At 72.5% G+C, this 26,509-nt stretch carries 24 protein-coding genes; 16 read left to right on the top strand and 8 right to left on the bottom strand.

Annotated elements, in window-relative coordinates; translation table 11 throughout:
• The first annotated feature begins 307 nt into the window (after nucleotides 1-307).
• The 4 genes from AB0C19_RS07830 (at nucleotide 308) to npdG (ending at nucleotide 3,819) form a co-directional block, all read left to right on the top strand.
• Nucleotides 308-511 carry a hypothetical protein gene (locus AB0C19_RS07830; RefSeq protein WP_238687280.1) on the top strand — a complete coding sequence of 68 codons (204 nt, stop codon included), beginning with the start codon at nucleotides 308-310 and terminating at the stop codon, nucleotides 509-511.
• An 83-nt stretch (nucleotides 512-594) separates the two neighbouring features.
• A complete protein-coding gene (locus tag AB0C19_RS07825; protein WP_357181084.1) occupies nucleotides 595-1,494 on the top strand; it encodes a histone in 900 nt (299 codons plus the stop codon).
• 80 nt (nucleotides 1,495-1,574) lie between these two features.
• Complete coding sequence (locus tag AB0C19_RS07820) at nucleotides 1,575-3,005, top strand: RNB domain-containing ribonuclease (RefSeq protein WP_357181081.1); 1,431 nt, start codon at nucleotides 1,575-1,577, stop codon at nucleotides 3,003-3,005.
• Nucleotides 3,006-3,120: 115 nt separating this feature from the next.
• On the top strand, nucleotides 3,121-3,819 hold the full coding sequence (npdG, locus tag AB0C19_RS07815; protein WP_091409546.1) for an NADPH-dependent F420 reductase: 699 nt from the start codon (nucleotides 3,121-3,123) through the stop codon (nucleotides 3,817-3,819).
• 60 nt (nucleotides 3,820-3,879) lie between these two features.
• Here npdG and panB read toward each other — a convergent pair whose 3' ends face one another.
• Together panB and AB0C19_RS07805 are read right to left on the bottom strand one after the other, a co-directional pair.
• Complete coding sequence (gene panB, locus AB0C19_RS07810) at nucleotides 3,880-4,725, bottom strand: 3-methyl-2-oxobutanoate hydroxymethyltransferase (RefSeq protein ID WP_124855798.1); 846 nt, start codon at nucleotides 4,723-4,725, stop codon at nucleotides 3,880-3,882.
• Between the two features lie 210 nt (nucleotides 4,726-4,935).
• The gene (locus tag AB0C19_RS07805) at nucleotides 4,936-6,693 is read right to left on the bottom strand and encodes an NAD+ synthase (protein ID WP_357181073.1); all 1,758 of its coding nucleotides are present in this window, start codon (nucleotides 6,691-6,693) and stop codon (nucleotides 4,936-4,938) included.
• A 284-nt stretch (nucleotides 6,694-6,977) separates the two neighbouring features.
• Between AB0C19_RS07805 and glnA (AB0C19_RS07800) the strand changes: the two genes are divergently transcribed.
• The 4 genes from glnA (AB0C19_RS07800) to AB0C19_RS07785 all read left to right on the top strand — a co-directional run bounded on the left by glnA (AB0C19_RS07800) (nucleotide 6,978) and on the right by AB0C19_RS07785 (nucleotide 10,137).
• Nucleotides 6,978-8,327, top strand: a complete 1,350-nt coding sequence (gene glnA / locus AB0C19_RS07800; protein WP_091409557.1) for a type I glutamate--ammonia ligase — start codon at nucleotides 6,978-6,980, stop codon at nucleotides 8,325-8,327.
• Between the two features lie 89 nt (nucleotides 8,328-8,416).
• Nucleotides 8,417-8,842, top strand: coding sequence for a DUF350 domain-containing protein (locus tag AB0C19_RS07795; protein WP_357181069.1), 426 nt, complete (start codon nucleotides 8,417-8,419; stop codon nucleotides 8,840-8,842).
• Nucleotides 8,843-8,911: 69 nt separating this feature from the next.
• Nucleotides 8,912-9,604, top strand: a complete 693-nt coding sequence (locus AB0C19_RS07790; RefSeq protein ID WP_357181066.1) for a WYL domain-containing protein — start codon at nucleotides 8,912-8,914, stop codon at nucleotides 9,602-9,604.
• Nucleotides 9,605-9,753: 149 nt separating this feature from the next.
• On the top strand, nucleotides 9,754-10,137 hold the full coding sequence (locus AB0C19_RS07785; protein ID WP_357181063.1) for a VOC family protein: 384 nt from the start codon (nucleotides 9,754-9,756) through the stop codon (nucleotides 10,135-10,137).
• A gap of 140 nt (nucleotides 10,138-10,277) precedes the next feature.
• Here AB0C19_RS07785 and AB0C19_RS07780 read toward each other — a convergent pair whose 3' ends face one another.
• Nucleotides 10,278-10,748, bottom strand: a complete 471-nt coding sequence (locus AB0C19_RS07780; RefSeq protein WP_357181618.1) for a hypothetical protein — start codon at nucleotides 10,746-10,748, stop codon at nucleotides 10,278-10,280.
• A 182-nt stretch (nucleotides 10,749-10,930) separates the two neighbouring features.
• On the opposite strand from AB0C19_RS07780, the gene AB0C19_RS07775 reads away from it, so the two are divergent.
• Nucleotides 10,931-11,818: a virginiamycin B lyase gene (locus AB0C19_RS07775; RefSeq protein ID WP_357181060.1), complete on the top strand. Its 888-nt coding sequence runs from the start codon at nucleotides 10,931-10,933 to the stop codon at nucleotides 11,816-11,818.
• 199 nt (nucleotides 11,819-12,017) lie between these two features.
• Here the strand turns inward: AB0C19_RS07775 and AB0C19_RS07770 are convergent, their stop codons facing one another.
• Complete coding sequence (locus tag AB0C19_RS07770) at nucleotides 12,018-12,953, bottom strand: LD-carboxypeptidase (protein WP_357181057.1); 936 nt, start codon at nucleotides 12,951-12,953, stop codon at nucleotides 12,018-12,020.
• 102 nt (nucleotides 12,954-13,055) lie between these two features.
• Here AB0C19_RS07770 and AB0C19_RS07765 point away from each other — a divergent pair, with 102 nt between their 5' ends.
• The 5 genes from AB0C19_RS07765 to mptB (AB0C19_RS07745) are packed head-to-tail and all read left to right on the top strand — an operon-like array spanning nucleotide 13,056 to nucleotide 21,445.
• On the top strand, nucleotides 13,056-13,823 hold the full coding sequence (locus AB0C19_RS07765) for a type 1 glutamine amidotransferase (protein WP_357181054.1): 768 nt from the start codon (nucleotides 13,056-13,058) through the stop codon (nucleotides 13,821-13,823).
• Nucleotides 13,823-16,885, top strand: coding sequence for a bifunctional [glutamine synthetase] adenylyltransferase/[glutamine synthetase]-adenylyl-L-tyrosine phosphorylase (locus AB0C19_RS07760; protein ID WP_357181051.1), 3,063 nt, complete (start codon nucleotides 13,823-13,825; stop codon nucleotides 16,883-16,885). The genes AB0C19_RS07765 and AB0C19_RS07760 overlap by 1 nt, the downstream gene beginning before the upstream one ends.
• On the top strand, nucleotides 16,878-18,491 hold the full coding sequence (locus AB0C19_RS07755) for a hypothetical protein (protein WP_357181048.1): 1,614 nt from the start codon (nucleotides 16,878-16,880) through the stop codon (nucleotides 18,489-18,491). The genes AB0C19_RS07760 and AB0C19_RS07755 overlap by 8 nt, the downstream gene beginning before the upstream one ends.
• Before the next feature lie 48 nt (nucleotides 18,492-18,539).
• Nucleotides 18,540-19,940: a polyprenol phosphomannose-dependent alpha 1,6 mannosyltransferase MptB gene (gene mptB / locus AB0C19_RS07750; protein ID WP_357181045.1), complete on the top strand. Its 1,401-nt coding sequence runs from the start codon at nucleotides 18,540-18,542 to the stop codon at nucleotides 19,938-19,940.
• A gap of 14 nt (nucleotides 19,941-19,954) precedes the next feature.
• The gene (mptB, locus tag AB0C19_RS07745) at nucleotides 19,955-21,445 is read left to right on the top strand and encodes a polyprenol phosphomannose-dependent alpha 1,6 mannosyltransferase MptB (RefSeq protein WP_357181042.1); all 1,491 of its coding nucleotides are present in this window, start codon (nucleotides 19,955-19,957) and stop codon (nucleotides 21,443-21,445) included.
• 54 nt (nucleotides 21,446-21,499) lie between these two features.
• On the opposite strand, the gene AB0C19_RS07740 is transcribed toward mptB (AB0C19_RS07745), so the two are convergent.
• From AB0C19_RS07740 to glnA (AB0C19_RS07730), 3 genes are all read right to left on the bottom strand, one after another.
• Nucleotides 21,500-22,486, bottom strand: a complete 987-nt coding sequence (locus AB0C19_RS07740) for a hypothetical protein (RefSeq protein ID WP_357181039.1) — start codon at nucleotides 22,484-22,486, stop codon at nucleotides 21,500-21,502.
• On the bottom strand, nucleotides 22,483-22,848 hold the full coding sequence (locus AB0C19_RS07735; RefSeq protein ID WP_357181036.1) for a PadR family transcriptional regulator: 366 nt from the start codon (nucleotides 22,846-22,848) through the stop codon (nucleotides 22,483-22,485). Before AB0C19_RS07735 ends, AB0C19_RS07740 begins: the two co-directional genes overlap by 4 nt.
• A 183-nt stretch (nucleotides 22,849-23,031) precedes the next feature.
• On the bottom strand, nucleotides 23,032-24,456 hold the full coding sequence (gene glnA, locus AB0C19_RS07730) for a type I glutamate--ammonia ligase (RefSeq protein WP_112671701.1): 1,425 nt from the start codon (nucleotides 24,454-24,456) through the stop codon (nucleotides 23,032-23,034).
• Nucleotides 24,457-24,691: 235 nt separating this feature from the next.
• On the opposite strand from glnA (AB0C19_RS07730), the gene AB0C19_RS07725 reads away from it, so the two are divergent.
• Nucleotides 24,692-25,117, top strand: a complete 426-nt coding sequence (locus AB0C19_RS07725; protein ID WP_357181033.1) for an RDD family protein — start codon at nucleotides 24,692-24,694, stop codon at nucleotides 25,115-25,117.
• A 196-nt stretch (nucleotides 25,118-25,313) separates the two neighbouring features.
• Here AB0C19_RS07725 and AB0C19_RS07720 read toward each other — a convergent pair whose 3' ends face one another.
• Nucleotides 25,314-26,000 (bottom strand): DUF4191 domain-containing protein, encoded by a 687-nt coding sequence (locus tag AB0C19_RS07720; RefSeq protein WP_357181031.1) that lies wholly within the window; start codon nucleotides 25,998-26,000, stop codon nucleotides 25,314-25,316.
• 207 nt (nucleotides 26,001-26,207) lie between these two features.
• Here AB0C19_RS07720 and AB0C19_RS07715 point away from each other — a divergent pair, with 207 nt between their 5' ends.
• Nucleotides 26,208-26,378 (top strand): hypothetical protein, encoded by a 171-nt coding sequence (locus tag AB0C19_RS07715; RefSeq protein WP_167493919.1) that lies wholly within the window; start codon nucleotides 26,208-26,210, stop codon nucleotides 26,376-26,378.
• Nucleotides 26,379-26,509 lie beyond the last annotated feature (131 nt).

The raw sequence follows: 26,509 nt of genomic DNA, 5'->3' as shown, positions 1-26,509 counted from the left end.
GAACTCGCGTTGGCGACGTGCCTGGTCATAGGCGTCCAGATTCCATTCACAGCTGGGACACCAGGGCACCGCGTCGCGTACCGATGCCGTCGTCGCCGCACACCCCGGGCACGCCCCCGCGCCGGTCACCGTATTGATCACGAGCGCAGATCATGCCTCAGCCCTGGATCGCACCGGAACTGACTGTTCGTCCGACCCTATTTCCGCGTTCCGCCCCGACGAACGCAATGCATATCTACTGTGGAGATCGTCGGCGACTTGTGCGATCCGGTGGCGGCCGGCCGGTTCGCGGTGCACAGTGATTCCCATGAGCGACAGCGGACGTGGTGGGCAGTTCTACTGGTGCACCCGGCATCACCGGGTCGAGACGGACACCAACGTGTGTCCGGCGAAGCACGTTCTCGGCCCGTACGACTCGGCGGCCGACGCGGAGAACGCCCTGCAACGAGTGCAGGAGCGGAACGAGGCGTGGGATGCCGAGGACGCTCGTTGGGCCGGGGACGACAGATAGGCGGCGCGGGACGGCTCGCGCCGAGGTATTTCGTGCTCCGCGAGGACGCACGCGAGAGCACGTCCCCCGAGGAGGGAACCACGATGGCCGAAGCACAGCAGGCCACCAAGCGCCCGGCCGCCCGACGCACCACCGCGAAGAAGACCGCCGCGGCGGAGCGGAACACGGCGGCGAGCCGGACCACCCCCGTGCGCAAGTCCACCGCGGCTGCCGCGAAGGCACCGGCCCGCAAGGCCGCCGGCGGGGCGGGCCGCGCACCGGCCAGGAAGACCACCACGGCGGCCACGAAGGCCCCCGCGAAGAAGGCCACGACCAGGACCACCGCCGCGGCCAAGAAGGCCCCCGCGAAGGCCTCGACCACCACCCGCAAGACGACCACCGCCGCCAAGCGGGCCCCGGCGTCCACCGCGCGCAAGACCACCACCGCCGCGAAGAAGACCACGGGTACGGCGAAGAAGACGGTGAGCGCGGCGAAGAAGACCACCGCCAGCGCGGCGAAGAAGACCACCACCGCCGCGAAGGCCCCGGCGAAGAAGACCACCACCGCCGCGAAGGCCTCGACGCGCAAGACCACCACCGCCGCGAAGGCCCCGGCGAAGAAGACCACCACCGCGGCGAAGGCCTCGACGCGCAAGACCACGAGCGCGGCGAAGGCCCCGGCGCGGAAGGTGGCGACCAAGGCGTCCGCCGCCAAGAAGACAGCGGCGAAGAAGACGACAGCGGCGAAGAAGACCGCGTCGACCCGCCCCGGCGGCGGCGCGCGCAAGGCTCCGGCCAAGAAGGCCCCGGCCGCGAAGGCGACGGGTACCTCGTCGACCACCGCCCGCAAGGCGGCGGCGAAGAAGGCCCCGGCGAAGAAGACCGTCACGGCCAAGGCGCCGGCCCGCAAGGTGACAGCCCGCAAGTCTCCGGCCAGCCCGGTCGCCGCCCGAGCCACCGCACCCAGGGGGCCCCGCAGCGCCGCCCGCAAGGCGACCGGCTGAGCGCGGAGCATCCCCTCACCGGTCGGATTTCCGGCCGGTCACCGGAAGCGGATCACCCGTGGCGCTGTCAGGATTGACCCGTGGTCATCCGACGCGTACTCGCGCCCCGCATCGACTTCGGCGCGTTGCGCCGCGAGCTCGGCCTGCCCGAGGAGTTTCCGGCCGACGCCCAGCGTGAAGCCGACGAGGCGGCTGCGGCACCGCCGCAGCCGCCCGTCGACCGCACGGACATACCGTTCGTCACCCTCGACCCGGCCACCTCGCGGGATCTGGACCAGGCGATGCACCTCAGCCGCCGCCCAGGTGGGGGCTACCGGGTGCGGTACGCGATCGCCGACGTCGCCGCGCACGTCAGACCGGGTGGGGCGTTGGAGGCGGAGACCTGGCGGCGGGGGCAGACCATCTACCTGCCCGACGGCAACGTGCCGCTGCACCCGCACACCCTCAGCGAGGGTGCGGCAAGTCTGCTGCCCGACGACGACCGGGCCGCGGTGCTCTGGACCATCGACCTGGACGCCGACGGCGGCACCGTGGCCGTCGAGCTGGAACGCGCCCTGGTCCGCAGCCGCGCCAAACTCGACTACAGCGGAGTGCAGGCGGCAGCCGAGGCCGGGCGGCTACCCGACCCGATCGCGCTGCTGCCGGAGATCGGCGACCGACTGACCGCGCGAGGGCTGAGCCGGGGCGCCATCAACCTGCCGCTGCCCGAGCAGGATCTGGAGCCCGACGGTGAGGGCTGGCGGCTGGTGCTGCGCGCGCCGGTGCCGATGGAAGAACACAACGCGCAGATCTCCCTGCTGACCGGGATGGCTGCCGCCGACATCATGCTGGCCGGCCGGGTGGGTCTGCTACGGACGATGCCGGCGCCCAAGCCGGAGGCGGTGCAGCGGCTCAGGGCCGCCGCCGCGCCGCTGGGCGTGCACTGGCCGGACGACGTGGGCCCGGGACAGGTCATCGCCGGTCTGGACGCCGCCCAGCCACGCGCCGCCGCGTTCATCGACCAGGCGGCCGAGCTGATGCGCGGTGCCGCGTACACATCCTTCGACGGGGAGCTGCCGGAGCAGCCGGAACATGGTGGCGTGGCGGCCGCGTACGCCCACGTGACGGCGCCGTTGCGGCGGCTGGCCGACCGGTACGCCACCGAGGTCTGCCTGGCCCTGCACGCCGGCCAGGCGGTGCCCGACTGGGCCCGCGCCGCGCTGCCCCGGCTGCCCGAGGTGATGGCGAGCACCGACCGGGTCGCCTCGGCGGCCGCTCGTGGTGCCGTCGAGTTGGCCGAGGCAGCGGTGCTGGAGCACCGGGTGGGCGAGACCTTCGACGCGGCCGTCCTCGACGTCGACGCCCCGCCCAACGGCAAGTCCCGGCCCCGACCGCCCGGCGGCACCGTCGCGCTGGACGCCCCGCCGGTACGCGCCCGCTGCCTCGGCCAACTACCCCTCGGCGAACGGGTCCGGGTCCGTCTGGTCACCGCCGACCCGGCGGCCCGTACCGTCCTGTTCGAGCTGGCCTGACCGGGCCGCCGGCCCGGGCCCGGTCCTCGCCCGCCGGCGCGGTCGTCCACGGCAGCGGGGATTCTCACAGCGCTCGGCGCTGCTGACGGACCGAGCGGTTTGCGAGGATGAGGCCATGGCATACGACGCGAGCACGCTGCCCGACGTGTCCGGGCTGACGGTCGGCATCATCGGCGGCACCGGCGACCAGGGGCGGGGCCTCGCCTACCGGTTCGCGCGGGCCGGCCAGACGGTGCTGATCGGATCCCGGTCGGCCGAGCGGGCCGCCGAGTCCGCGGCCGAGATCGCCGCCCTGCCCGGGGTGCCGGCCGGTGGCAGCGTCACCGGTGCGGCAAACGACGAGGTGGCCCGACGCAGCGACGTGGTGATCATCGCGGTGCCGTGGGACGGGCACGCCGCCACCGTCGCCGCTCTCGCCGAGCCGCTCGCCGGCCGGATCGTCGTCGACTGCGTCAACCCGCTCGGCTTCGACAAGCAGGGCCCGTACGCGCTGACCGTCGCCGAGGGCAGCGCCGTGCAGCAGGCCGCCGCGCTGCTGCCCGACTCCCGGGTCTGCGCCGCGTTCAACCACGTCAGCGCTCCGCTGCTGGCCGACCCCGAGGTCGACCGGATCGACCTGGACGTGCTGATCTGCACCGAGGACCGCGAGCTGGTCGACATCGTCGGCGCGCTCGCCGCCCGGATCCCGGGCATGCGGGGCATCTACGCCGGCCGGTTGCGCAACGCCCACCAGATCGAGGCGTTCACCGCCAACCTGATCGCCATCAACAAGCGCTACAAGGCGCACGCCGGCATCCGCGTCACCGACCTCTGACAGGAGCGGCGTGATCCACCCCGCTTCGGCACAGCCGGGTGGATCACGCCGTGCTCGGTCCTAGAAGGTGTGTTCGGCGGCGGGGAATTCGCCGCCGCGGACCTCGTCGGCGAAACGGCGGGTGGCGTCGGTGAGAGCGCCGGCCAGATCCGCGTACCGCTTGACGAAACGCGGCGCCTTGCCCGTCCGCAGCCCGGCCATGTCCTGCCAGACCAGCACCTGCGCATCGGTGTCCGGGCCCGCGCCGATGCCCACAGTGGGAATCGGCAGCTCGTGGGTGATCCGCTTGGCCACCTCGCCGGGCACCATCTCCAACACCACGGCGAAGGCGCCCGCCTCCGCCACCGCCCGTGCGTCGGCCAGCACCTCGTCGGCGGCGTCGCCGCGACCCTGCACGCGGTAGCCGCCCAGGGTGTGCTCGCTCTGCGGGGTGAAACCGATGTGCGCCATCACCGGAATGCCGGCACCGACGATCGCGGCGATCTGCGCGGCGTTGCGGCGGCCACCCTCCAACTTCACCGCGTGACAGCCACCCTCCTTCATGAACCGGACGGCGGTGCGCAGCGCCTGGGCCGGACCCTCCTCGTACGAGCCGAACGGCAGGTCACCGACGACCAGCGCCTGCCGGGTCGCCCGCACCACGGCCCGGACCAGCGGAAGCAGCTCGTCGGCGGTGATCGGCAGGGTGGTCTCGTAGCCGAACACGTTGTTCGCGGCCGAGTCGCCGACCAGCAGCACCGGAACACCGGCCTGGTCGAAGATCGACGCCGTGTACTGGTCGTACGAGGTGAGCATCGGCCACCGCTCGCCGCGCTCCTTGGCGGCCATCAGGTCGCGGGTGCGGACCCGTCGGGTGGCCGGGCCGCCGTACAACGCGGTCACCTCGTGCGGAGTGGACTCCACCATCTCTGTCTCCCTTCCTCGAGGCCGCCTGCGCGGTCCCCGGGTTCCGTCGCGATCGTCGCACCGCGAGACGGGCTGACGGCAGGGCCCAGTGCAAGATGTCACTCCACCAGCGCGGGGCCGCCCCCACCTGGCCAACCGGGACCGCGCCGCGCGGTCACCGCGAGGCGGCGCCGGGCCGCGCCACCGACCCGGCACCCCCAGGGGTACGGCTCAGCCGTGCTCGCGCCACCGGCTGGTGATCGGCAGACGGCGGTCCCGGCCGAACGCCTTCATGGAGATCTTCGTGCCCGGCGCCGACTGCCGTCGCTTGTACTCGGCGGTATCCACCAGCCGCAGCACCTTGTCCACGATCGCCGGGTCGTGACCCGACTCGACCAGACCGTCGCGGCCGAGGTCACCGTCGACGTAGCCGATCAGGATCGGGTCCAGGACGTCGTAGTCGGGCAGGCTGTCGCTGTCGAGCTGGCCCGGGCTCAGCTCGGCGCTCGGCGGCTTGCCGATCGAGTTCTCCGGGATCGGCGCGGTCTCACCACGCCGAGCCGCGTCCCTGTTGCGCCACTTCGCGAGCCGCCAGATCAGCGTCTTCCAGACGTCCTTGACCGGGTTGAAGCCGCCCACCGAGTCGCCGTACAGGGTGGAGTAGCCGACCGCCAGCTCACTCTTGTTGCCGGTGGTCAGCACCAGGTGGCCCTCCTGGTTCGACAGCGCCATCAGGATCACGCCACGGACCCGGGCCTGCAGGTTCTCCACTGCCACGCCGGACAGCGACAGGTTGGCCAAAAAGCCATCGACCATCGGCTGGATCGGCTCGACGCGGTAGTCCAGGCCGGTGCGCTTGGCCAGGTCGGCGGCGTCCTCCCGGGAGTGCTCCGAGGAGTGCTGGCTGGGCAGCGACACCCCGACCACCCGGTCCGGCCCGAGCGCGTCGACGGCGAGCGCGGCCACCACCGCCGAGTCGATGCCGCCGGAGAGACCGAGCACCACCGACGGGAACCGGTTCTTGTTGACGTAGTCACGCAGACCCAGCACCAGCGCCTGCCACACCTCGGCCTCGTCGGCCACCGGCTCGATCAGCCCGCCGGTGGCGGCCGGGCCGGACGGCGTGGGCGGAATGCCGTCCAGCGTGCTGTGCACGATCCGCATCCCGTCGGCCAGCGTCTCGGTGGTCGGCGGGGTGGCGGCGGCCGGCAACTCGACGTCGTGCACGAGCAGGTGTTCGACGAACTGCGGTGCCCGGGTGAGCAGCTCACCGTCGGCGCTCACGATCATCGAGTCGCCCTCGAAGACCAGCTCGTCCTGGCCGCCGGTCATGTTGACGTACGCGATGGCGGCACCCGCCTCGGCGGCCCGGCGGCGGACCAGCGGCAGCCGGATGTCGTCCTTGTTCAGCTCGTACGGCGAGCCGTTGATGTTGACGACCAGGCCGACGCCGGCCCTCCGGGCGGCGGCGAACGGACCGCCGGCCTGCCACAGGTCCTCGCAGATGGTCAGCGCGACGTCCACGCCGCCGATCCGCACCACTGTCAGCGCGTCACCGGAGACGAAGTACCGGTCCTCGTCGAAGACCCCGTAGTTGGGCAGGTGGTGCTTGAAGTAGCGGGCGGCCACGACGCCCCGGTGCAGCAGCGCGGCGGCGTTGCGGGCACCCCGGCCCGGCTCGGCGTCGCCGCTGACCTGCGGCGGGCCGTCGGCGTCCAGGTAGCCGACCACGACCGGCAGCTCGCCGAGACCGTCGGCGGCCAGGCCGGCGGCCAGCCGCTCCACGGCGGCCCGGGACGCGGCGACGAAGGAACGCCGGAAGACGAGGTCCTCGACCGGGTACCCGGTCAGCATCATCTCCGGGAAGAGCACCAACTGGGCACCGGCATCGGCGGCCTGGCGAGTCCAGCTGCGGACCAGGTCGGCGTTTCCGGCGAGGTCGCCGACGCTCGGGTTGACCTGGGACAGGGCGAGACGCAGGGTGGGCATGCCTTCATCTTGCCCCAGCCCTCGCGCGACATTCCGTACCCTCGGACGAGATTGCCGCCACCTCCCGCGACAGGCGCCCGCGAGGCCGCGGCGGCAGGAGCTCGGCCGTGGTGGAAACGGCCGCGGCGGCGCGGCGCTGGCCCGCGCTCGCCCGGCGGGACACGAGAGGACGGCCGGCGGCAGTTCGCGTAACGTCTGCGTAACCAGGCCCGGGAACACTGGGCGATCAGGTCGGGTACAGCCCGGCCAAGGCGGACAAAAGAGTGTCGCGAGGGGTTGGGGAAGTGGACCGTCAGCAGGAGTTCGTCCTCCGCACGCTGGAAGAGCGGGACATCCGGTTCGTCCGGCTGTGGTTCACCGACGTTCTGGGCACGCTCAAGAGCGTTTCGGTGGCACCCGCCGAGCTCGAGGCGGCCTTCGAGGAAGGCATCGGCTTCGACGGCTCGGCGATCGAGGGCTTCGCCCGGGTCTTCGAATCGGACATGGTGGCCATGCCCGACCCGACCACCTTCCAGGTCTTCCCCTTCGAAGGCGGCGTCAGCGGCGAGAGCGCCCGGATGTTCTGCGACATCCTGCTGCCCGACGGAGGCCCGTCCTGGGCGGACCCCCGGCACGTGCTGCGCCGCGCGCTGTCCAAGGCAGCCGAGAAGGGCTTCACCTTCTACACCCACCCCGAGATCGAGTTCTTCCTGCTCGAAAACGGTCCGCAGGACGGCTCGGTGCCCACCCCGGTCGACACCGGCGGCTACTTCGAGCACACCACCCACGCCGTCGCCCGGGACTTCCGCCGTCAGGGCGTCCTGGCGCTGGAACGCATCGGCATCTCGGTGGAGTTCAGCCACCACGAGGTCGCGCCCGGCCAGCAGGAGATCGACCTGCGCTACGCCGACGCGCTGACCACCGCCGACAACATCATGACCTTCCGGCACGTGGTCAAGGAGGTCGCGCTCTCCACCGGTGTGCAGGCCAGCTTCATGCCGAAGCCGTTCACCGACCAGCCGGGCAGCGGGATGCACACCCACCTGTCGCTGTTCGAGGGGGAGCGCAACGCCTTCCACGACAGCGGCGACCCGATGAAGCTGTCCAAGGTGGCGAAGTCGTTCATCGCCGGTCTGCTGGTGCACGCCCGCGAATACACGGCGGTCACCAACCAGTGGGTCAACTCGTACAAGCGGCTCTTCCCGCAGCACCTGCCCGACCGGATCACCGAGAGCCCCGCGTACGTCTGCTGGGGTCACCTCAACCGGTCCGCGCTGGTCCGGGTTCCCGCCTACGGCAAGCCCAACTCGGCCAGGGTCGAGGTCCGCTCGCTGGACTCGGCGGCCAACCCGTACCTCGCCTTCGCGGTGCTACTCGGCGCCGGCCTGAAGGGCATCGAGGAGGGGTACGAGCTGCCGCCGGGCGCCGAGGACGACGTCTGGTCGCTGACCAGCGCGGAGCGGCGCGCCATGGGCTACGAGGCGCTACCGGAGAACCTCGCCGAGGCGATCGACGTGATGGCCGGCTCCGAACTGGTCGCCGAGGTGCTCGGCGAGCACGTCTTCGACTTCTTCCTGCGCAACAAGCGGGCCGAGTGGGAGCAGTACCGCCGTGAGGTCACCCCGTACGAGCGGCAGCGCTACCTGGCCCTGTAGACGCAGGGGCTGACGCCGTTGCGCGGTGCCGCTATCGTCTCGATCACCGCGCCGGTACCCCTCCGGGCGGAGAGTCGGGAGGCAAGTCGGTGCTGGAGGATCTGTTCAGCGGTGCCTGGCAGAGCGTCGTGTTCGGGATCGTCGGCGTCGGCCTCATGGCCGCCGGCTTCGGGCTCGTCGACCTGCTCACCCCGGGCCGGCTGCGAGACCTGATCTGGGTCGAGCGCAACGCCAACGCCGGGTTGCTGCTCGCCGCCAACCAACTCGGCATCGCCGGGATCGTCTTCACCGCGATCCTCACCAGCTACAGCGACTTCGGCAGGGGGCTCGCCTCCACCGTGGTCTTCGGACTGGTCGGGTTGGCGATCATGGCGCTGGCCTTCGTGGTGCTGGACCTGCTCACCCCCGGCAAGCTCGGCGAGGTCATCTGCTCGCCAGAGCCGCACCCGGCCGCCCGGGTCAGCGCCGCCACCCACTTCGGGGCCGCGCTGATCGTCTGCGCCTGCATCGCCTGAGCCGGCTGCCCGCGTCGCTGAGCGGGCGGTTGTCGGAGGGCGTCGTACCTCGGCCGTAGCGTGCCGGGTATGAACCGCACGGATCGGCTCTACGCGCTGGTCGAGGAGCTGCGGGCGGTGTCACCACGGCCGCGCAGTGCCCGCTGGCTGGCCGCGCGCTTCGAGGTGAGCAGCCGGACCATCGAACGGGACCTCGGCGCGTTACAGGAGGCCGGGGTGCCGATCTGGGCCGAGCCCGGGCGCACCGGCGGCTACGTCCTGGACCGCGCCCACACCCTGCCGCCGGTCAACCTGACCGCCGCCGAGGCGGTGGCGATGGCAGTCGCGCTGCACCGGCTCGCCGGCTCGCCGTTCGCCGGGCCGGCCGCCACCGCGCTGCGCAAGCTGGTGGCGGTGCTGCCGGCAGCCGACGCCGATGAGGCACACCGCCTCGCCGGCCGGGTGCACCTCATCGGCGACGGGCCGGCAGCGCCCGTCCCGGCCACCGTCGCCGACGCGGTCACCGCGCGGCGGGTGCTGCGCATCCGGTACGCCGACCGCGCCGGCGCCGACTCGACCCGTGACGTCGAGCCGCTCGGCTACCTCGGCAACTCCCGACACTGGTACCTGGTCGCCTGGTGCCGTCTGCGCGACGAGCTGCGGTGCTTCCGCACCGACCGGATCCGGAGCGTCTGGACGCTGCCCGACGTGGTGGCCCGGGAGCTACGCCTGACGGATCTCGACATCCCGCACGAGCGGGTCCGCCCGCTGAGCCTGGTCTGAGACCCGTCGGCGGCGCAGTCGGCCCGGGTGTCGTCGTGAAAACCCCGCTGGGTGATCCGGAAACACCGACAGGACGCTGTCGCCAACGGCCCCGAGACTGCTCCAGACGACGGCCGAACGGCCGGCACCGGAAATTCTGGAGGCAGTAGATGTCCAGGTCCACCACGCCCATCACCTGGTTCGAGATCGGCACCGACCGGCCCGAGGACGCGGAGCGGTTCTACGGCGAGCTGTTCGGCTGGACCTTCGAGGAGCAGGGCTCGACCAACGGCGGGTCCTACCGCGTGACCGGAGCCGGCGGCGACAGCGGGATCGGTGGGGCGATCCGGGCGACCGACGGTACGTCGCCGAACTATGCCGTGTTCTACGCCGAAGTCGCCGACGTGGCGGAGACCTGCCGACAGGCCGAAGCGGCCGGCGGCCGGGTGCTGGTGCCAGCGCGTACGGCACCGAGCGGTCTCAAGTTGGCCCACCTACTCGACCCGGCCGGCAACCACCTGGGCGTGTTCACGCCCCCGCCCCCGCAGCCCTGAACCCATTCCCGGGGCCGCGCTGATCCCCGGCTGGCCTGGCCGTGGGGTCGGCACGACAGGGCGGACCGGGCCTGCCCCGGGTACGACAGGCCAAGGCCGGCCCCGGCCTGCTGGTGCCTGCCGGGGCCGGGCTCGCCGGACTACTTGCCGGGCGTACCAGCGCCGTGGTGGCCGCCCGGACCGCGGTGGCCGCCGGGGCCGGGGAAGACGCCGGCCTCGACGGCCTTGGTGATGGCGTCGGCCTGCTCCTGGGTGAGCTTGCCGTCCTTGACGGCCTGGTCCAGGCGCTGCGTGAGCGCGGCCTGCCGGTCCTCGGCGGACGGGCGCTGCGGGCGGTCGGTTGGGCGGTGCTGCTCGCGGATCTTCTCCAGGGCGGCGGTCACCTTGTCGGTGGGCACGCCCAGTTCCTTGGCGAGCGCGTCGGCGAACTCGCCCTGCCGGTCGGCCTTCGCACCCGGAGCCGTGTCGGGAGCCGGGGCGGTGCTGGCGCTCGGTGTCGGCGTGGGAGTGTCGGCGGCGAACGCGATCGTCGGGGCCGCGATCCCGACGCCGAGGACGCCGGCGGTGGCCAGGCCGGCCAGCAGGTGCTTCCTACGGATGGTGCGGGACATGCTGTCCTCCAGAGGTTCGGTCATCCTGCGCTGTCATCACCGACAGTGACCGGGCAGTCTGGGCGGAAGCCGTGGCGACCCTGTCAGCGAGCTGACAATCGAGGCGCTGGGCGAAATCGGGTTGTGTGGTCGCTGGCTGAGCGGTCAGGGTGGACGATCCACCGACGGAAGGACACCGTGGCATGACCGTCGAGATGCGGGAGATTCCACTCGTCGAGCCGGGCGCCGGGCCGTACGGCATCACGCCTGGCCCGGACGGCGCGCTGTGGCTGACGCTGGCCCATGCCGGCGGCATCGCCCGGTTGTCGCCCGACGGCGCGATCCGGACCTACCCGCTGGATCCGGCCGGCGGTCGCCCGTTGATCATCACGGGCGGGCCGGACGGGGCGCTCTGGTTCACCCGCTCGGGAGACGACCGGATCGGTCGGATCACCGTCGACGGTGAGCAGCGCACCGTCGCCCTGCCGGCCGGTACCGGGCCGGGCGGCATCGCGGCGGGGCCTGATGGCGCGCTCTGGTACGCCGGGATGACCTCCGACACCATCGGCCGGGTGGAGACCGACGGCACCCACACCGCATTCCCGCTGCCGGTGACCGGGGGATTCGCCTCGATGATCACTGCTGGCGCGGACCGGGCTCTCTGGTTCACCCTCAACCAGGCCAATGCGATCGGCAGGATCGATCTCGACGGCAGGGTGACGCTGCATCCGTTACCCACCGTCAAGGCGGGCCCCGTCGGCATCACAGTGGGCGATGACGGCGTCATCTGGTTCGTGGAGATCGCCGCCGGTCAGCTCGGTCGGATCGACCCGGATGGCGAGATCGTCGAGTTCCCGCTGCCGGACCGGGCGGCCCGCCCGCACGCGATAGTGGCCGACCCGGACGGCGGCGCGTGGTTCACCGAGTGGGGCGCCAACCGGATCGGTCACCTCGACCCCACCGGACGGATCGAGGGCTACGCCCTACCCACTCCCAACGCCGAACCGCACGGCATCACCCGCACCTCCACCGGCATCTGGGCCGCCCTGGAAATCGGCGCAGTAGCCCACCTAACCCCACCCACCTTCTGACCGACCCCCGCCCGACCCCACCAACCCGCCGATCCCCCCGCCCCCCGCCCCCGACCTGGTTGATCAAGAGATTTGCGTCAGGATCCGCCCCGAACATGACGCAAACCTCTTGATCACCGGGGGGAGCCGGGAGGGGGCGCGGGTCGGGAGGGGGCGCGGGTCGGGAGGGGGCGCGGGGCGGGGTGGGGCGGGGTGGGGGTTAGTGGACTGCTGGGGTTGCGGTGAGGGTGGCGGTGGTGGTGTCGAGGGTGGCGGTGGTGCCTACCGGGACCGTGAGCTGGTTGGGACCGTGGCCGATGGGGAGGCCGCCTAGGACCGGTACGCCCAGGTCGCCGAGGCGTTCGGTGAGTACGTCGACGATTGTGGTGTCCCAACCGTCGCCGCAGTCGGTGAACTGCCCGACCGCCACCCCGGCCAGTCCGTCCAGCGCACCGGCCCGACGTAGGTGGGTGAGCATCCGGTCGACCTTGTACGGGGGTTCCTGCACGTCCTCGATCAACAGCACAGCACCGGTCAGGTCGGGTAGGTCAGGGGTGCCGATCGACGCGGCGATCATGCACAGGTTGCCGCCGAGCAGGGTGCCGGTGGCGCGACCCGGGACGCGTACGCCGAAGGTTTCCTCGGTGGGGACCGCGGTGATCGACACCGGTTCGGTGGTCATCAGCGCCGCGTGCAGGGATTCGGCGGAGCGCAGCGGCGTCCGCTCGTCGCGCCAGGCCGCCCCGGGGCCGTGCACCCCGGCCAGGCGGGCGCCCCGCCACAGTGCGAACTGCAACGCGGTGATGTCCGAGAAGCCGGCCACCACCTTCGGGTCGCGGCGGACGGCGGCCATGTCGATGGCGTCCACGATCCGTTGGGCGCCGTAGCCGCCGCGAGTGCAGATCACCCCGCGCACGTCAGGGTCGGCGAAGGCCGCGTTCAGGTCGGCGGCGCGCAGGTCGTCGGTGCCGGCGAGGTAGCCGTGGCGGGCGTACGCGTGCGGCGCCGGCACCGGGCGCAGGCCCCAGCCGGTGAGCAGTTCCATGCCCCGGGCGACCCGCTCCGGCGAGGTCGGCCCGGACGGCGACACCAGCAGCACCGTGTCACCCGGGCGCAGCACGGGCGGGCGTACGGCGGTGGTGTCCTCGCTGATCACAACCGCAGAGCCTAATCACCCCGACCATGGCCGGGCCGCCACCCGGCGGGCGGGCCCGTGCCGGGGCGTGGTGCCGTGCGGCGTACCGGCTAGCCTCGACCTGTGGCAACCGCGCTGGTGATCGAGAACGACCCGACGGACGACGCGCGCCGGCTGGGTGAGTGGCTGACCGAGGCTGGGCTGGACCTGTGGGTGGTGCGCCCGCACGCCGGCGACGAGCTCCCCGCCGACCTGGAGGGGTACGCGGCGCTGGTGGTGCTCGGCGGCGACCAACAGGCGTACCCGTTGCCGGACGGCTCGCCCGGCGCGCAGTGGTTTCCCGCAGTGGAGGGCCTGCTGCGCAAGGCGGTCCGGTACCGGGTGCCGACCCTGGCGGTCTGCCTGGGCGCGCAACTGCTCGCGACCGCGCACGCCGGGTTGGTGGAGCGCAGCCCGTCCGGGCCGGAGATCGGCCCCGGCGTGGTCGGCCGGCGCGACGCCGCCGAGAACGACACGTTGTTCCGGTACGTGCCGCTGATCCCGGACGTGCTCCAGTGGCACGCCGACGAGATCACCGAGCTGCCTCGGGGCGCGACCCTGCTGGCCGCCTCCACCCGCTACCCGCATCAGGCGTTCCGCCTCGGTGACCGGGCGTGGGGGTTGCAGTTCCACATCGAGTGCGACGCGGCGATGATCGCCGACTGGGCCAAAGACTCGACCCAACTCGCCGAGCTGGGCTACGACCCGGAGCTGGTGGTCGCGGCCTGCGCCTCGGTGCTGCCCGACGTCGAGGAGGTCTGGCAGCCGTTCGCCGCCCGGTTCGCCGCGCTGGCCCTCGGCGAGTTGGACGACAGCACGACGCGGCGCGGCCTGCCGCTGCTCGGGCACTGATGAGCCGGCCGACCAGGGCACCGGGACGGCTCGCCCGGTACGGCTTCGGCACCGCCGAAGGCGACGGCGGCGCGCGCGCCGCGGACCTGCTCGGCCCGGAAGGGCTGCGGCTGTGGCGACCGGCCGAGCAGGAGCCGGTCGACGAGGCCGCCGCGGAGTTGCTCGCCGCGCTGTCCCGAGCCGCCGACCCGGACCTGGCGCTGCGCCAACTGCACCGCATCGTGGAGGCCGAGGGTCGCAGCACCGAAGGCGGCGCCGGAAGCCGGATCGCCGACGGCCGCACCGCCGAAGGCGGCGCCGGATCGCCGCTGCTCGCGGACGTGCACGCCGATCCCGGGCTACGGCGGCGGTTGATCGCCGTGCTCGGCGCGTCGGCGGCGCTCGGCGACCACCTGGTGGCCCACCCCGAGCACTACCAGGCGCTGCGGACCGCACCGGACGGGCTCGCTCCGATCGCCGAGGGGCGGCTGGAGCCTGCCGACGGCGGCAACGCTGTGGCGGCGCTGCGGACCGCGTACCGCCTGGCATTGCTGCGGATCGCGGCGGCCGACCTGACCGGCGGTCGCGGCCTGGAGCAGACGATGGCCGCGCTCTCCGCGTTGGCCGACGCGACGCTCTCCGCGGCGTACGAGATCGCTGTCGCGGAGTTGGCGGAGGGGACCGAGCGGCCCCGACTCGCGGTAGTGGCGATGGGAAAATGCGGCGGCGGCGAGCTGAACTACGTCTCCGACGTGGACGTCATCTTCGTCGCCGCCGAGGACGCCGACCTGTCCGCCGCGACACTGGTGGCGACCCGACTGATCTACATCTGCGGGCTGGTCGCCTGGCCGGTGGACGCCGCGCTGCGCCCCGAGGGCAGCCGCGGCCCCCTCGTGCGGACCCTCGCCAGTCACCTTGCCTACTACCGGCGGTGGGCGCGCACCTGGGAGTTCCAGGCGCTGCTCAAGGCCCGCCCGGCCGCCGGTGACCTGCCGCTGGCCCAGGAGTGGATCGACCAGCTCGCGCCGCTGGTCTGGCGGGCGGCCGAGCGACCCGAGGCGGTCGAGGACGTCCGCGCCATGCGCCGCCGGATCATCGACCACATCCCGCCGAAGGAGCTGGAGCGCGAGATCAAGCGCGGTCCCGGTGGGCTGCGCGACATCGAGTTCGCCGTCCAGTTGCTGCAACTCGTGCACGGTCGCGGCGACGAGACGCTGCGCCCGCCCGGCACCATCCCGGCGTTGCGCGCGCTCGTCGCCGGCGGCTACGTCGGTCGGGCCGACGGCGAGGCCCTGCTGCGCGGCTACCGCTTCCTGCGCAGCGTCGAGCACCGGCTGCAACTCCAGGGCCTGCGTCGTACGCACACGGTGCCCGCCGAGCCGGGCGCGCTGCGCTGGCTCGCCGCCGCGCTGGGTTTCGCGGCCTCGCCGGGGCGCAGCGCCGTGGAGAGCTTCCGGGCTGAGTGGGTCACCCACGCCACCGAGGTACGCCGATTGCACGCCAAACTGCTCTACCGGCCGCTGCTGGAGTCGGTGGCCCGAGTGCCGGCCGATGGGTTGCGGCTGGCCCCGGAGGCGGCCAGGAACCGCCTGGAGATCCTCGGCTTCGCCGACCCGGCCGGGGCGTTGCGTCACCTCCAGGCGCTCACCGGCGGGGTGAGCCGCACGGCGGCCATCCAGCGCACGTTGCTGCCGGTGCTGCTCAGCGAGTTCGCCGACGCGCCGGAGCCGGACCGGGGGCTGCTCAACTACCGCAAGGTCTCCGACAAGCTGGGCAGCACCCCCTGGTATCTGCGGCTGCTGCGCGACGGCGGCCCGGTCGCCCGTCGGCTGGCCCGGGTCCTCGCCCTGTCCCGGTACGTCGCCGACCTGCTCGCCCGCGACCCGGAGGCGCTGCGGCTGCTGGCCGAGGAGAACGAGCTGGCCCCACGCCCGCCCGAGGTGCTGCGGGAGGGGTTCCTGGCGGCGGCGGCCCGGCACACCGACCCCGTCGAGGCCACCAGCGCGGTGCGCGCGCTGCGACGTCGCGAGCTGGTCCGGGTGGCCTGCGCCGACGTGCTCTGCCGGGCCGGCGCGCTCGCGCCCAGCCCCACCCGGCCCGACGGCGCGAACCGGCCCGCCCGCGGGTTGTCCGACATCACCGCTGTCGGTACGGCGCTCGCCGACGTCACCGACGCCACACTGGCCGCCGCGCTGCGGGCAGCTCAGGCCAGCCAGCCGGCACCAGAAGGGCTGCGGTTCGCGGTGATCGGCATGGGCCGGCTCGGCGGGTACGAGTCGAACTACCTCTCCGACGCCGACGTGCTCTTCGTCTACGACCCGCCGCCGGGCACCAGCGAGAGTGCCGCCAGCGCCGCCGCGCACGCCGTCGCCGAGGAGTTGCGCCGGCTGCTCGGCGTACCCGCCCCCGACCCGCCGCTGGGCGTCGACGCCGACCTGCGACCGGAGGGCCGCCAGGGTCCGCTGGTACGCAGCCTCGCCGCGTACGCGCAGTACTACGCCCGTTGGTCGCGGGTGTGGGAGGCCCAGGCTCTGCTGCGCGCCCGGTTCGTCTGCGGCGACGCCGAGCTCGGCGCCGAGTTCGAGGCGATGATTGAGCCGGTGCGTTACCCGGCCGACGGGCTGACCCGCGAGCAGGTCGTCGAGATCCGGCGGATCAAGGCCCGGGTGGAGAACGAACGGCTGCCCCGCGGCGCCGACCCGGCCACCCACACCAAGCTGGGTCGCGGTGGGCTCGCCGACGTGGAGTGGGCTGTGCAACTCGTCCAGCTCCGGCACGCCGGCGCGAACCCGGCGCTGCGCGGCACGCGTACCCTCGACGCCCTCGCGGCGGCCGAGCGGGCCGGCCTGATCGACAGCACGGACGCCGCGGAGATGGCCGCCGGTTGGGCCCTGGCCGCGCAGGTCCGCAACGCGTTGATGCTGGTCCGGGGCCGGGCCGGCGACCAACTGCCCCGGCACGGGGTGGAGTTGGCCGGGGTGGCCCGGCTGCTCGGCCGCGACGACCCGGGGGAGTTCCTCGACGAGTACCTGCGCACCGGCCGCCGCTCCCGCGCCGCTGCCGAACGGGTCCTCGATGCCTGACGCGTCGCCGCGCCCGACCGGGCTACGCATCGCGGGCACGGCGACCGGGGTGGCGGTGCTGCTCGCCGTCGCGTTCCTCCTCGCGCCGCCGATGGGCACCGACCTCGCCGCCCAGGTGGCCCGTGCCGGGTTCACCGAGCGGTACGGGGCCGCGCCGGTCGACTTCGGCTGGTACGGCGGCGTCAACCAGTACGGCTACAGCCTCTTCACGGCCCGGTTGGGCGCGCTGATCGGGGTGCGTCCGCTGGGGGCGGTCGCCGCCGTGGTCGGCACCGCCGCGCTGGGTTGGCTGTTCACCCGCAACCGGGCCCGCCGACCGCTGCTGGCCGGCGTCCTCGGCGCTGTGGTGCTGGTCGGCAACCTGGCGAGCGGACGGATCACCTTCGCTGTCGGGCTGGCGTTCGGGCTGCTGGCGCTCTGCGCGGTCAGCGCGAAACGCCCACCGCGCTGGCTCCGGTTGACGCTCGCCGCCGTCTGCGCCGCCCTGGCGACGGCGGCCAGCCCGGTCGCCGGCCTGTTCACCGGGCTGACCGGCGCGGCGCTGCTGCTGGGCGCCCTGCGCACCGGCGACGGGCCGGGCCGCCCGCTGCCCGCAGGCTGGCGAGCCGAGCGACCACTGACCGAGGGTTTCGTCCTGGCCGTGGCGCCCGCCGTCACGCTCGCCCCGATGGCGTTCGTCTTCGGCAACGGCGGCACCCAGCCGTACTCGGCCGAGTCGATGCGCATCAACGTCGCGCTCGCGGTGCTGGTGGCGGTCGTGCTGCCGCGTCGCCGCCGGGTGCTGCGCGTCGGCGCGGTGCTCACCGTGCTGCTCCTGATCGGGGCGTACTACGTGCCCAGCCCGATCGGTTCCAACGCGCTACGGCTGCCGATGCTGTTCGCAGTGCCCGTGCTGGCCGGGTACGCCGCGTTGCCGGGGCCGTGGCTGGCCGGGCTGCTCGCCGCGACCGTGTGGTGGCAGTCCCCGGTGATGATGAGCGACGTGACCCGGGCCGGCGCACCGGAGAGCGCCGAAAGCTTCTACCAACCGCTCGCCGCCGAACTCGACCGGCGGCAGCCGGCCGGGCGGGTCGAGGTGGTGCCGCTACGCGACCACTGGGAGTCCGCGTACCTGCCGCCGACGGTGCCACTGGCCCGGGGTTGGGAACGCCAGGTCGACAGCGACCGCAACGCGCTGTTCTACGACGGCAACCTGAACGCGCAGACGTACGAGCAGTGGTTGCGGCACGAGGCGGTGAGCTACGTGGTGCTCGCCCCGGACGCACCCGCCGACCGGTGGGGCCGCGACGAGGCCGCGCTGATCCGCGCCGGCCTGCCGTACCTGCGGGAGGTCTGGCGAGACGCCACCTGGCAGATGTACGCAGTGGTCGATCCGACCCCGCTGGTCGGTGCCCCGGGTCACCTCGTCGCCGCCGACCGCGGCGCGGTCCGGCTGACCGCCACGCCCGGGGACGTGCCGGTCCGGGTGCGCTGGTCGCGCTGGCTCACCTTGAACGGCCCGGACGGCTGCCTGCGACCGGGCGCGGACGGGTGGACCGAGGTGCGGGTCCGCACCGCCGGCGACTACTCGATCTCCAGTGGGCTGGCACCGGCGCGCCACTGCTGACAGTGCCTGCCGTCGGCCTCGTACCGACGGGCTGGCAGCATGTCCGGCGTGCCTTCCCACCTCGCGCGCTGGACCGGCCTGGCCGGCTCGATGCTGCTCGCGCTCTCCGCTCTCCTCGGCGGCGCGTTTCCCAGCGGCCCCCTGCGCAGCACCCCGGTCAGCATCTGGCAGGGGCCCAACGGCCCGCTGATTCTCGCCGCCTGGGTGGTCGGCACTGGCCTGATGTCGTACGCCTGGTGGGCTCTGCGCGACGGGGGACCCTCCACGCGGTGGGCACTGGTCACCGTCGGGCTCTGGCTGCTGCCCTTGCTGATCGCGCCGCCCTTCGGCAGCCGAGACGTGTACGCGTACTCCTGCCAGGGCGCCAGCTTCGTCGGCGGCATCAGCCCGTACGAACAGGGCGTCTCCGCGCTGCCCTGCCCGTGGCTGGACACGGTGTCGGTCATCTGGCGCGACACCCCGGCGCCGTACGGGCCGCTGTTCGTGCTCATCGCGGGCGCCGTGGTGAAGGCCACCGGTTCGCTGACCGCCAGCATCGTGCTGTTCCGTGCGCTGTCGCTGGTCGGCGTGGCCGTCGCCGCGTGGGCCCTGCCGGCGCTGGCGCGTCGGGCCGGTGTGCCGGCGAAGCGGGCGGTGTGGCTGGCGTTGGGTTCCCCGCTGGTCGCCGCGCACCTGATCGGTGGCCCCCACAACGAGGCGCTGATGCTCGCCGCGTTGGTCGGTGGGCTGGCAGTGGTGGCGACGCACCCGGGCCGACGCGGAATGCTGCTTGTCGGCGGGCTGCTCCTCGGACTCGCGGTGGCGATCAAGGTGACCGCCGTGGTGGTGGTGCCATTCGCCGCACTGGCGGCCACCGCCGGGCCGTACCGGATCCGCACGCTGATTCGCGACGGCGGCTGGGTGGTCGGAGGCACTGTCGCCACTGTGGTCGGCGTGACAGTCGTCGGAGGGCTGGACTTCGGTTGGATCGGCGGGCTGTCCCAGGGTGGCGCCGCCATCGCCTGGACGTCCCCGTCGACAGCCGTGGGGCAGACGGCCGGGTACGTCGCGGCGCTGTTCGGTGGTCACATCGACGCGCTGCCCGTCACCCGCGGGATCGCAGTGGTCCTCCTGGCCGTACTGCTCGTCTGGCTCTGGTGGCGGGCCCGCACCCGCGACCCGCTGTACCACGCCGGCCTCGCGCTCGCCCTCACCGTCGCGCTCGCCCCCGTCGTGCATCCCTGGTACTGGACCTGGCCGCTGTTCGTGCTGGCGGCCACCGCCCAGCGCACCAGATGGTTCATCGTTGTCGCAGTGGTCGCGTCCTTCCTGGTGCTGCCCGACGGCACCGGGTTTCCCCGGTACACCAAGACGGTCGGGGCGCCGCTGATGACGCTGTTGGTGATCGTGCTGGTCATCCGGTTGGTACGGTCGGCTCGGGCGGCCCGTCAGCCGGTCGCCGTCGATTGAGGGAAGGTGCGCCGGTGACCGCTCCCGGCCCGCCTGTTGCGCCGCCGCCCGTGTCGTTGGCGTCATCGGGTGCCCGGTACGCGGGTCTGGTCGGCGCGATCCTGCTCGCCGTGGCCGGATACCTCGGCGGGGCGCTGCCCGACGCCCCGCTGGGCGTGACACCAGCGTCGATCTGGCGAACCCCGGACGGCCCGGCGACGCTGACCTGCTGGCTGATCGGCACCGTGCTGCTGGTCGGGGCGTGGTGGTCGCTGCGCGAGGGCGCGCCGTCGACCCGTTGGGCGTACGTCACCGCCGGGCTGTGGGCGCTACCGCTGCTTGTCGCGCCACCGCTGGGCAGCCGGGACGTCTACTCGTACGCCTGCCAGGGCTGGACGTACGCGCACGGCGTCGACCCGTACACGGTGGGGGTGGCGGCGGCGGGCTGCCCCTGGCTGGACACTGTGGCGCCGATCTGGCGGGACACCCCGGCACCGTACGGGCCGATGTTCATGCTGCTCGCGGCCCTCGCCGTCGGCCTCGGCGGCGGGCTCACCGGCACCATCGTGGCGCTGCGCGTGATCGCCGTGGTGGGGCTTCTGCTGGTCGCGCTCTGCCTGCCCGCTCTGGCACGGGCGGCCGGGGTGCCGACCCGGCGGGCGGTCTGGTTGGCGCTGGCCGGTCCGTTGGTCGGCGTTCACCTGGTGGCCGGCGCGCACAACGACGCCGTGATGCTGGGCCTGCTGCTGTGTGGACTACTGGTAGTGGTCCGTCGACCAGGTCGGCCGGCGGCGCTGCTGCTGGCCGGAGCGCTGCTCGGACTGGCGGTCACTGTGAAGGCCAGCGCCGTGGTGGTGGTGCCGTTCGCCGTGCTGGCCGGGATGCCCGACCGGTACACAGTTCGGGCATTGGTACGCCACTGTGGTTGGCTGGCCGGAGGGCTGCTCACCGCGCTGCTGGTCACCTCGGCGGTGTCCGGCCTCGGCTTCGGCTGGGTGGGCGGGCTGACCCACAGTGGCGACTCGGAGCAGTGGACGTCACCACCCACCGCCGTGGGCTTCGTGGTCGACTACGTCGGCGCGCTGGTCGGCCGGGACCCGCAGGCGGTGCCGGTGGTCCGGGCGGTCGCGCTGCTACTGCTCGTCGGAGTGCTGCTGGTGCTCTGGTGGCGGGCCTGGCAGACCCTGCGCGGGCTCAACGAGGTCGCGGCTCCGCAGGCGGGGCGTCCTCGGGTGGCGCGGTCCCGGGTGGCGCTGCACGGCGCGGCGTTGGCGCTGGTCGCCACCGTCGTCCTATCGCCGGTCTTCCACCCCTGGTACGCGACCTGGCCCCTGGCGCTGCTCGCGCTCACCGCCGCCCGTACGACGTGGTTCGTGCTGCCCACGGCAGCGGCAGCCTTCCTCGCCCTGCCCGACGGCACCAACCTGGCCCGCGCCACCAAGGCACCCGGTGCCCTGGCCATGACTGCCCTCCTCCTGACCGTGCTCGTCCGCACCCTGCGCGCCGGCCGCCGCCGTCGATCATGAGGTTGACGGGCGCAATCTGAACGGAACGCCCCGCCAACCTCATGATCGTCATTGTTAGGCTCGCGCGCCGCCGCAGGTGGGGCACTGTTGGCCCGAGGGTTGAGGGCTGGAGGGCCGGAGGGAGCGGAACCGAACGGCCAGGAACAGTGTGGCCGGACCGGCGAGCGCGACGGCGACAGAGGTCACGGCCATTTCCGTGAACGTGAAGGTGCCGTATGTCGGGCCAAAGCTGTCAGCCAGGCCGGGCACCGCCAGGAAGCCGGCAGGGGTGAGCAGTATGACGAGCGCCCAGCCGCCGCGGGTGTCCCCGCCCAGTGCCAGACCCATGGCCAGCAGAGCCCCGACGACCAGCAACAGTCCGCCGACGGTGGGCAGGAAGATCTCCAAGGTGGCGCCGTAGTAGGTGCCGACCGCATCCAAGCCCACCAGGAACTCCGTCGCCACCACCGCCAACAGCGCGGACAGCGCCGGTGCGAGGCGGATCGCCCGGGAGGGTCGATCGGGCAGGGCAAGCCCCAGCAGGCCCAGCACCACCTGCGGCAGCAGCACCATCAGCGGCGGTCGGGGTGCGTCGAGCGCCGCGGCCACCGGTGGCAGCGCAATCGTGAGCAGGAGCGCGAGGCTGATGGCCCACCGGGCGACAGGGCTCGGCGCGACGGCGATCACCACCGCCGCCAGCAGCCACGCCGCCCACATGACGACACCGAGTGAGACGAACGGGCCGACGTGGGGGACGCCCCACTCCACGGGCGACGGATGCAGCTCCGCCGTACCCCAGACGCCGGCGAGAGCGCTCGCGGTGACCAGGGCGAGCAGCGCCGCGAGGCGTACCCCGGGGATCAGGTCGGTGACGCCCGTGGCCCGCAGCCGCTGGCGGAGGCCGCCGCGCACCAGGTCCGCGGCGTCCGCCGGCGCCGGCCAGCGTTGGTCACTGGTGGCCAGGTCGAGGTAGGTACCGACGATTTCGGCGCCGCGGGCGCGCCGGTAGTCGGCGGGGTACGCGCGCAGCAGCCGGAGGTAGCGGCGTTCCAGGTCGTTCATGCCAAGCCTCCGGCCGTGCGGGGGGTGGTCGGGAGGGCGGCGCGAGTCCGCTTGGACAGCCGGGTGGTGGCGGCTTCGACGTTGCGGCGCAGCCGCTGGGTCTCGGTGCTCAACGTGGTCTCACCGCCGGGGGAGAGGCGGTAGTAGCGACGCAGTCGGCCGTCCACCACCTCTTCCCTGTCGACCTCGACGAGGCCGGCGTCGACCAGCCGGTCGAGCGCCCCGTAGAGCGTCCCGGGGCGTAGCGACACGCGGTTGTCGGAGAGGGCGGCGACCTCGCCAATCAGCCCGTAGCCGTGCATCGGCTGGGCGGCCAGCGCGGTGAGGATCAGAAAGGTCGGTTCGCGTAGAGGTGTGTCCACGCGAGCAATATATCGGACGCGAAGGTATGTCGGGGGGCGGCGCACAGCGAGCCGGGCCGGCTCCGCGGTGAGCGGAGCCGGCCCGGCCGGTGTTCCAGCGACTGCTCAGCAGTCGTCGTGCGTCTGGCTGCTCAGCAGTCGTCGTGCGTCTGACTGCTCAGCAGTCGTCGTGCGTCTGACTGCTCAGCAGTCGTAGTACATGGCGAACTCGTGCGGGGTCGGGCGCAGGCGCACCGGGTCGACCTCGTTGGCGCGCTTCCAGTCGACCCAGGTGGAGATCAGGTCGGGGGTGAAGACGCCGCCGTCGAGCAGGTAGTCGTGGTCGGCCTCCAGCGAGTCGAGCACTGCCGACAGCGAGCCCGGCACCTGCTTGACGTCGCCCCACTCCTCCGGCGGGAGGTCGTAGAGGTCCTTGTCGATCGGCGTCGGCGGCTCGATCTTGCTCTTGATGCCGTCGAGGCCGGCCATCATCATGGCCGAGAAGGCCAGGTAGACGTTGGCCGACGGGTCCGGGACGCGGAACTCGACGCGCTTGGCCTTCGGGTTCGCGCCGGTCACCGGGATGCGGGTGCAGGCGGACCGGTTGCGCTGCGAGTAGACCAGGTTGACCGGTGCCTCGAAGCCCGGCACCAGACGACGGTACGAGTTGATCGTCGGGTTGGTGAAGGCCAGCAGCGACGGCGCGTGGTGCAGCAGACCGCCGATGTACCACCGGGCCATGTCGGACAGGCCGGCGTAGCCGGTCTCGTCGTAGAACAGCGGCTCACCGTTGAGCCAGAGGCTCTGGTGGGTGTGCATGCCGGAGCCGTTGTCACCAAAGAGCGGCTTGGGCATGAAGGTCGCGGTCTTGCCGTTGGCCCAGGCCTCGTTCTTCACGATGTACTTGAAGAGCTGGAGCTGGTCACCGGCGTGCAGCAGGGTGGAGAACCGGTAGTTGATCTCGGACTGGCCGGCGGTGCCCACCTCGTGGTGCGAGCGCTCCACGTTGAAGCCGGTGTCGACCAGGCGGCGCACGATCGAGTCACGCAGGTCGGCGTAGTGGTCGACCGGCGGGACGGGGAAGTAGCCGCCCTTGTACGCGGTCTTGTAACCACGGTTGCCGCCCGGCTCTTCGCGGCCGGTGTTCCAGGCGCCCTCGATCGAGTCGATGTAGTAGAACGACTGGTGCGCCGAGGTCTCGTGGCGGATCGAGTCGAAGATGTAGAACTCCGCCTCGGCGCCGAAGTAGGCGGTGTCGGCGATGCCGCTCGCCGCCAGGTACGCCTCGGCCTTCTTCGCCACGTTGCGCGGGTCGCGGCTGTAGGCCTCGCGGGTGAACGGGTCGTGGATGAAGAAGTTGAGCGCGAGCGTCTTCTGCGCGCGGAACGGGTCGATGAACGCGGTGGCGACATCCGGGAGCAGGAGCATGTCCGACTCGTGGATCGCCTGGAAACCGCGGATCGACGAACCGTCGAACGCGAGGCCGTCGGTGAAGAGGTCGTCGTTGACGGACTCGACCGGCAGATTGAAGTGCTGCATCACGCCGGGCAGGTCACAGAAGCGAACGTCGACGAACTTCACGTCCTCGTTCTTGAGGTATCGCAGCAGTTCCTCGGGGTTGGCGAACACACATCCTCCTGGCACGTCCACGGGGTGGCTAGGCTTCTGGCGACGCTATGGCCGGGGGGTTGCCCGGCCGTGTCTCCGTTGTTTCTGCCGTGTTACGTCCCTCGCGGAGCGTCAGCTACGCCCCGGCCGCGCTTCCGGCCCGCCAGGAACGCCGTACCGACTGTGCCAGTGTAATGACATCTGATGCCTTTGGCCTGAATCGGCACGCAGCGGCGGCGGCACCCGGCAAGCCCTCATGCCGGCGCGGATACCCTTGACCGCTGTGACCAATCCGCACCTTCCGGCAGCGCCGGCCACCGACCCCACCTTCACCGCTCCGAGCCTCGGTCGGCGGTTCGGGGCGCTGATCATCGACTGGGTGCTCTGCCTGCTGGTGTCCAACTTCTTCGCCGACCCGGTACGCGACGGCTGGGCCCCGGTGCTGGTGCTCGTCCTGGAGTACGGCATCTTCCTCGGCCTGTTCGCCCAGACGCCGGGCATGTACATCACCAGGATCCGCTGTGTGAACTGGCACGACGGTGGCCGGATCGGCGTGCTCAGGGGCCTGATCCGTGGCCTGCTGCTAGCCCTTGTCGTCCCCGCACTCATCATGGACGAGCACCGGCGCGGCCTGCACGACCGAATCGCCGGCTCGGTCATCGTCGACGCCCCCCGCGGCTGAGCCAACCCCACCAAGGCCGGCCCGGGAGAGTCCAAGGTCGAGTCCGAGTTCGGTCGATCATGGAGTTGTGGTGCCCGGCTTGGTGCTGTACGGGCACTTCGTCACCCAGCACAACTCCATGATCGACGAGGCGCTGACGCCGCGCGCGAAAGAGCCGGACCCGTGCGGGTCCGGCTCTTTACGCATACACCTGGGGTCAGCGGCCCCGCGACTGGCGGAAGGCGCCTGGGGGCCGCATGTTCTTCGGGATCGCGCCCTTGGGCATCTGTGGCCGGGCGGTGAGCGCCTTGAGTCGCTTGTCCAGCGAGTTGACGTCCTTGCCGGAGAGGGCGCGGGGCAGGCGCAGCAGCGTCGTCCGCAGCTTGCGGATCGGCAGCTCGCCTTCCTCCTGCCCGATCACGTAGTCGTGCAGGGGAGCGGAGCCGATCACCTTGGCCAGCCGCCGCTTCTCCTGGCCGAGCAGGCCACGCACCCGCTGCGGGTTGCCCTCGGCAAGCAGGATCACGCCCGGACGGCCGATCACCAGGTGGACCATGTCCATCTGAGTGGTCGAGCTGACCGCCGGGGTAACCCGCCAGTCGCCGCGCATGTTCTCCATGATCTGCGCCGCCGCGCCGGGTTGCCCCTCGGCGGCGTTCATCATCGCCTTGTTGGACCGCAGGTTGAGCACGATCAGCACCGCGAGCAGGACGAACAGGATGCCGATTGGCAGCCAGATCCAGCTCCAGAGGATGACCGCGACCACGGTGAGCGCGAGCGGGATGAGCACCGCGGCGGCGACCAGCGGCGCGAACCACCGGTCCTGCTTGGCGGTGAACTGGAACACCATCCCGATCTGCTTCAGCCGCTGGCCGAACGAGACCTTCTCCTGGGGCTTTGCCATGCCGCAGAGTCTAGTGGTCGCCGCCGGCCCGGTTGATCCGCGTCCGGGTGCCGGGGCAGCTGAGTACCTTACGTCGCCGTACGCGCCCGGAGCGGCCGGGTAAGGAGGCTGTGGGTGGGGAAGATGAGGCGCCATGCCCATGCCCGGGTGGGGCCTTCGCGCGAAGAGTCGTCAGCAGAAGACGACGACGCGACGAAGGAGCCCGACATGTTCGGCAACGACGCAGATTTCCTGCTCACCCTGCACCGTACCCACGCCGCCGAGCTGCGCGCCGACGCGGCCGCGGACCGGCTCGCCCGGTCGCTGTCACGTCCGGTCAGTCGCGGGTGGTTGGGCCGGCGCAGGCAGGCCGGTCGCACCAGCGACGCCCGCCGGTGACCACGCCCAGCGCGGCCGCCACGCCCACGGCGCCGGGCGCGCCCACCGCACCCGCCACGTCCACGGCGCCCGTCGGGCTGGCCGCTCGATCCGATCCGACCCCGCCGCCCGACCACCGGCCGATCGGCGGG

The sequence above is a fragment of the Micromonospora sp. NPDC048842 genome, assembly GCF_040649935.1.
Classification (GTDB): domain Bacteria; phylum Actinomycetota; class Actinomycetes; order Mycobacteriales; family Micromonosporaceae; genus Micromonospora; species Micromonospora hortensis.
This window is presented reverse-complemented; position numbering and strand designations above follow the sequence as displayed.

Bases quoted from the DNA above. Each gene is read 5' to 3' on its own strand.
- AB0C19_RS07775 (WP_357181060.1), top strand. From the start codon at position 10,931: ATGACCGTCGAGATGCGGGAGATTCCACTCGTCGAGCCGGGCGCCGGG.
- AB0C19_RS07720 (WP_357181031.1), bottom strand. From the start codon at position 26,000: ATGGCAAAGCCCCAGGAGAAGGTCTCGTTCGGCCAGCGGCTGAAGCAG.
- AB0C19_RS07790 (WP_357181066.1), top strand. From the start codon at position 8,912: ATGAACCGCACGGATCGGCTCTACGCGCTGGTCGAGGAGCTGCGGGCG.
- AB0C19_RS07805 (WP_357181073.1), bottom strand. From the start codon at position 6,693: ATGCCCACCCTGCGTCTCGCCCTGTCCCAGGTCAACCCGAGCGTCGGC.
- AB0C19_RS07725 (WP_357181033.1), top strand. From the start codon at position 24,692: ATGCCGGCGCGGATACCCTTGACCGCTGTGACCAATCCGCACCTTCCG.
- AB0C19_RS07740 (WP_357181039.1), bottom strand. From the start codon at position 22,486: ATGAACGACCTGGAACGCCGCTACCTCCGGCTGCTGCGCGCGTACCCC.
- AB0C19_RS07760 (WP_357181051.1), top strand. From the start codon at position 13,823: ATGAGCCGGCCGACCAGGGCACCGGGACGGCTCGCCCGGTACGGCTTC.
- AB0C19_RS07785 (WP_357181063.1), top strand. From the start codon at position 9,754: ATGTCCAGGTCCACCACGCCCATCACCTGGTTCGAGATCGGCACCGAC.
- AB0C19_RS07715 (WP_167493919.1), top strand. From the start codon at position 26,208: ATGTTCGGCAACGACGCAGATTTCCTGCTCACCCTGCACCGTACCCAC.
- npdG (WP_091409546.1), top strand. From the start codon at position 3,121: ATGGCATACGACGCGAGCACGCTGCCCGACGTGTCCGGGCTGACGGTC.
- AB0C19_RS07825 (WP_357181084.1), top strand. From the start codon at position 595: ATGGCCGAAGCACAGCAGGCCACCAAGCGCCCGGCCGCCCGACGCACC.
- panB (WP_124855798.1), bottom strand. From the start codon at position 4,725: ATGGTGGAGTCCACTCCGCACGAGGTGACCGCGTTGTACGGCGGCCCG.
- AB0C19_RS07830 (WP_238687280.1), top strand. From the start codon at position 308: ATGAGCGACAGCGGACGTGGTGGGCAGTTCTACTGGTGCACCCGGCAT.
- AB0C19_RS07755 (WP_357181048.1), top strand. From the start codon at position 16,878: ATGCCTGACGCGTCGCCGCGCCCGACCGGGCTACGCATCGCGGGCACG.
- AB0C19_RS07780 (WP_357181618.1), bottom strand. From the start codon at position 10,748: ATGTCCCGCACCATCCGTAGGAAGCACCTGCTGGCCGGCCTGGCCACC.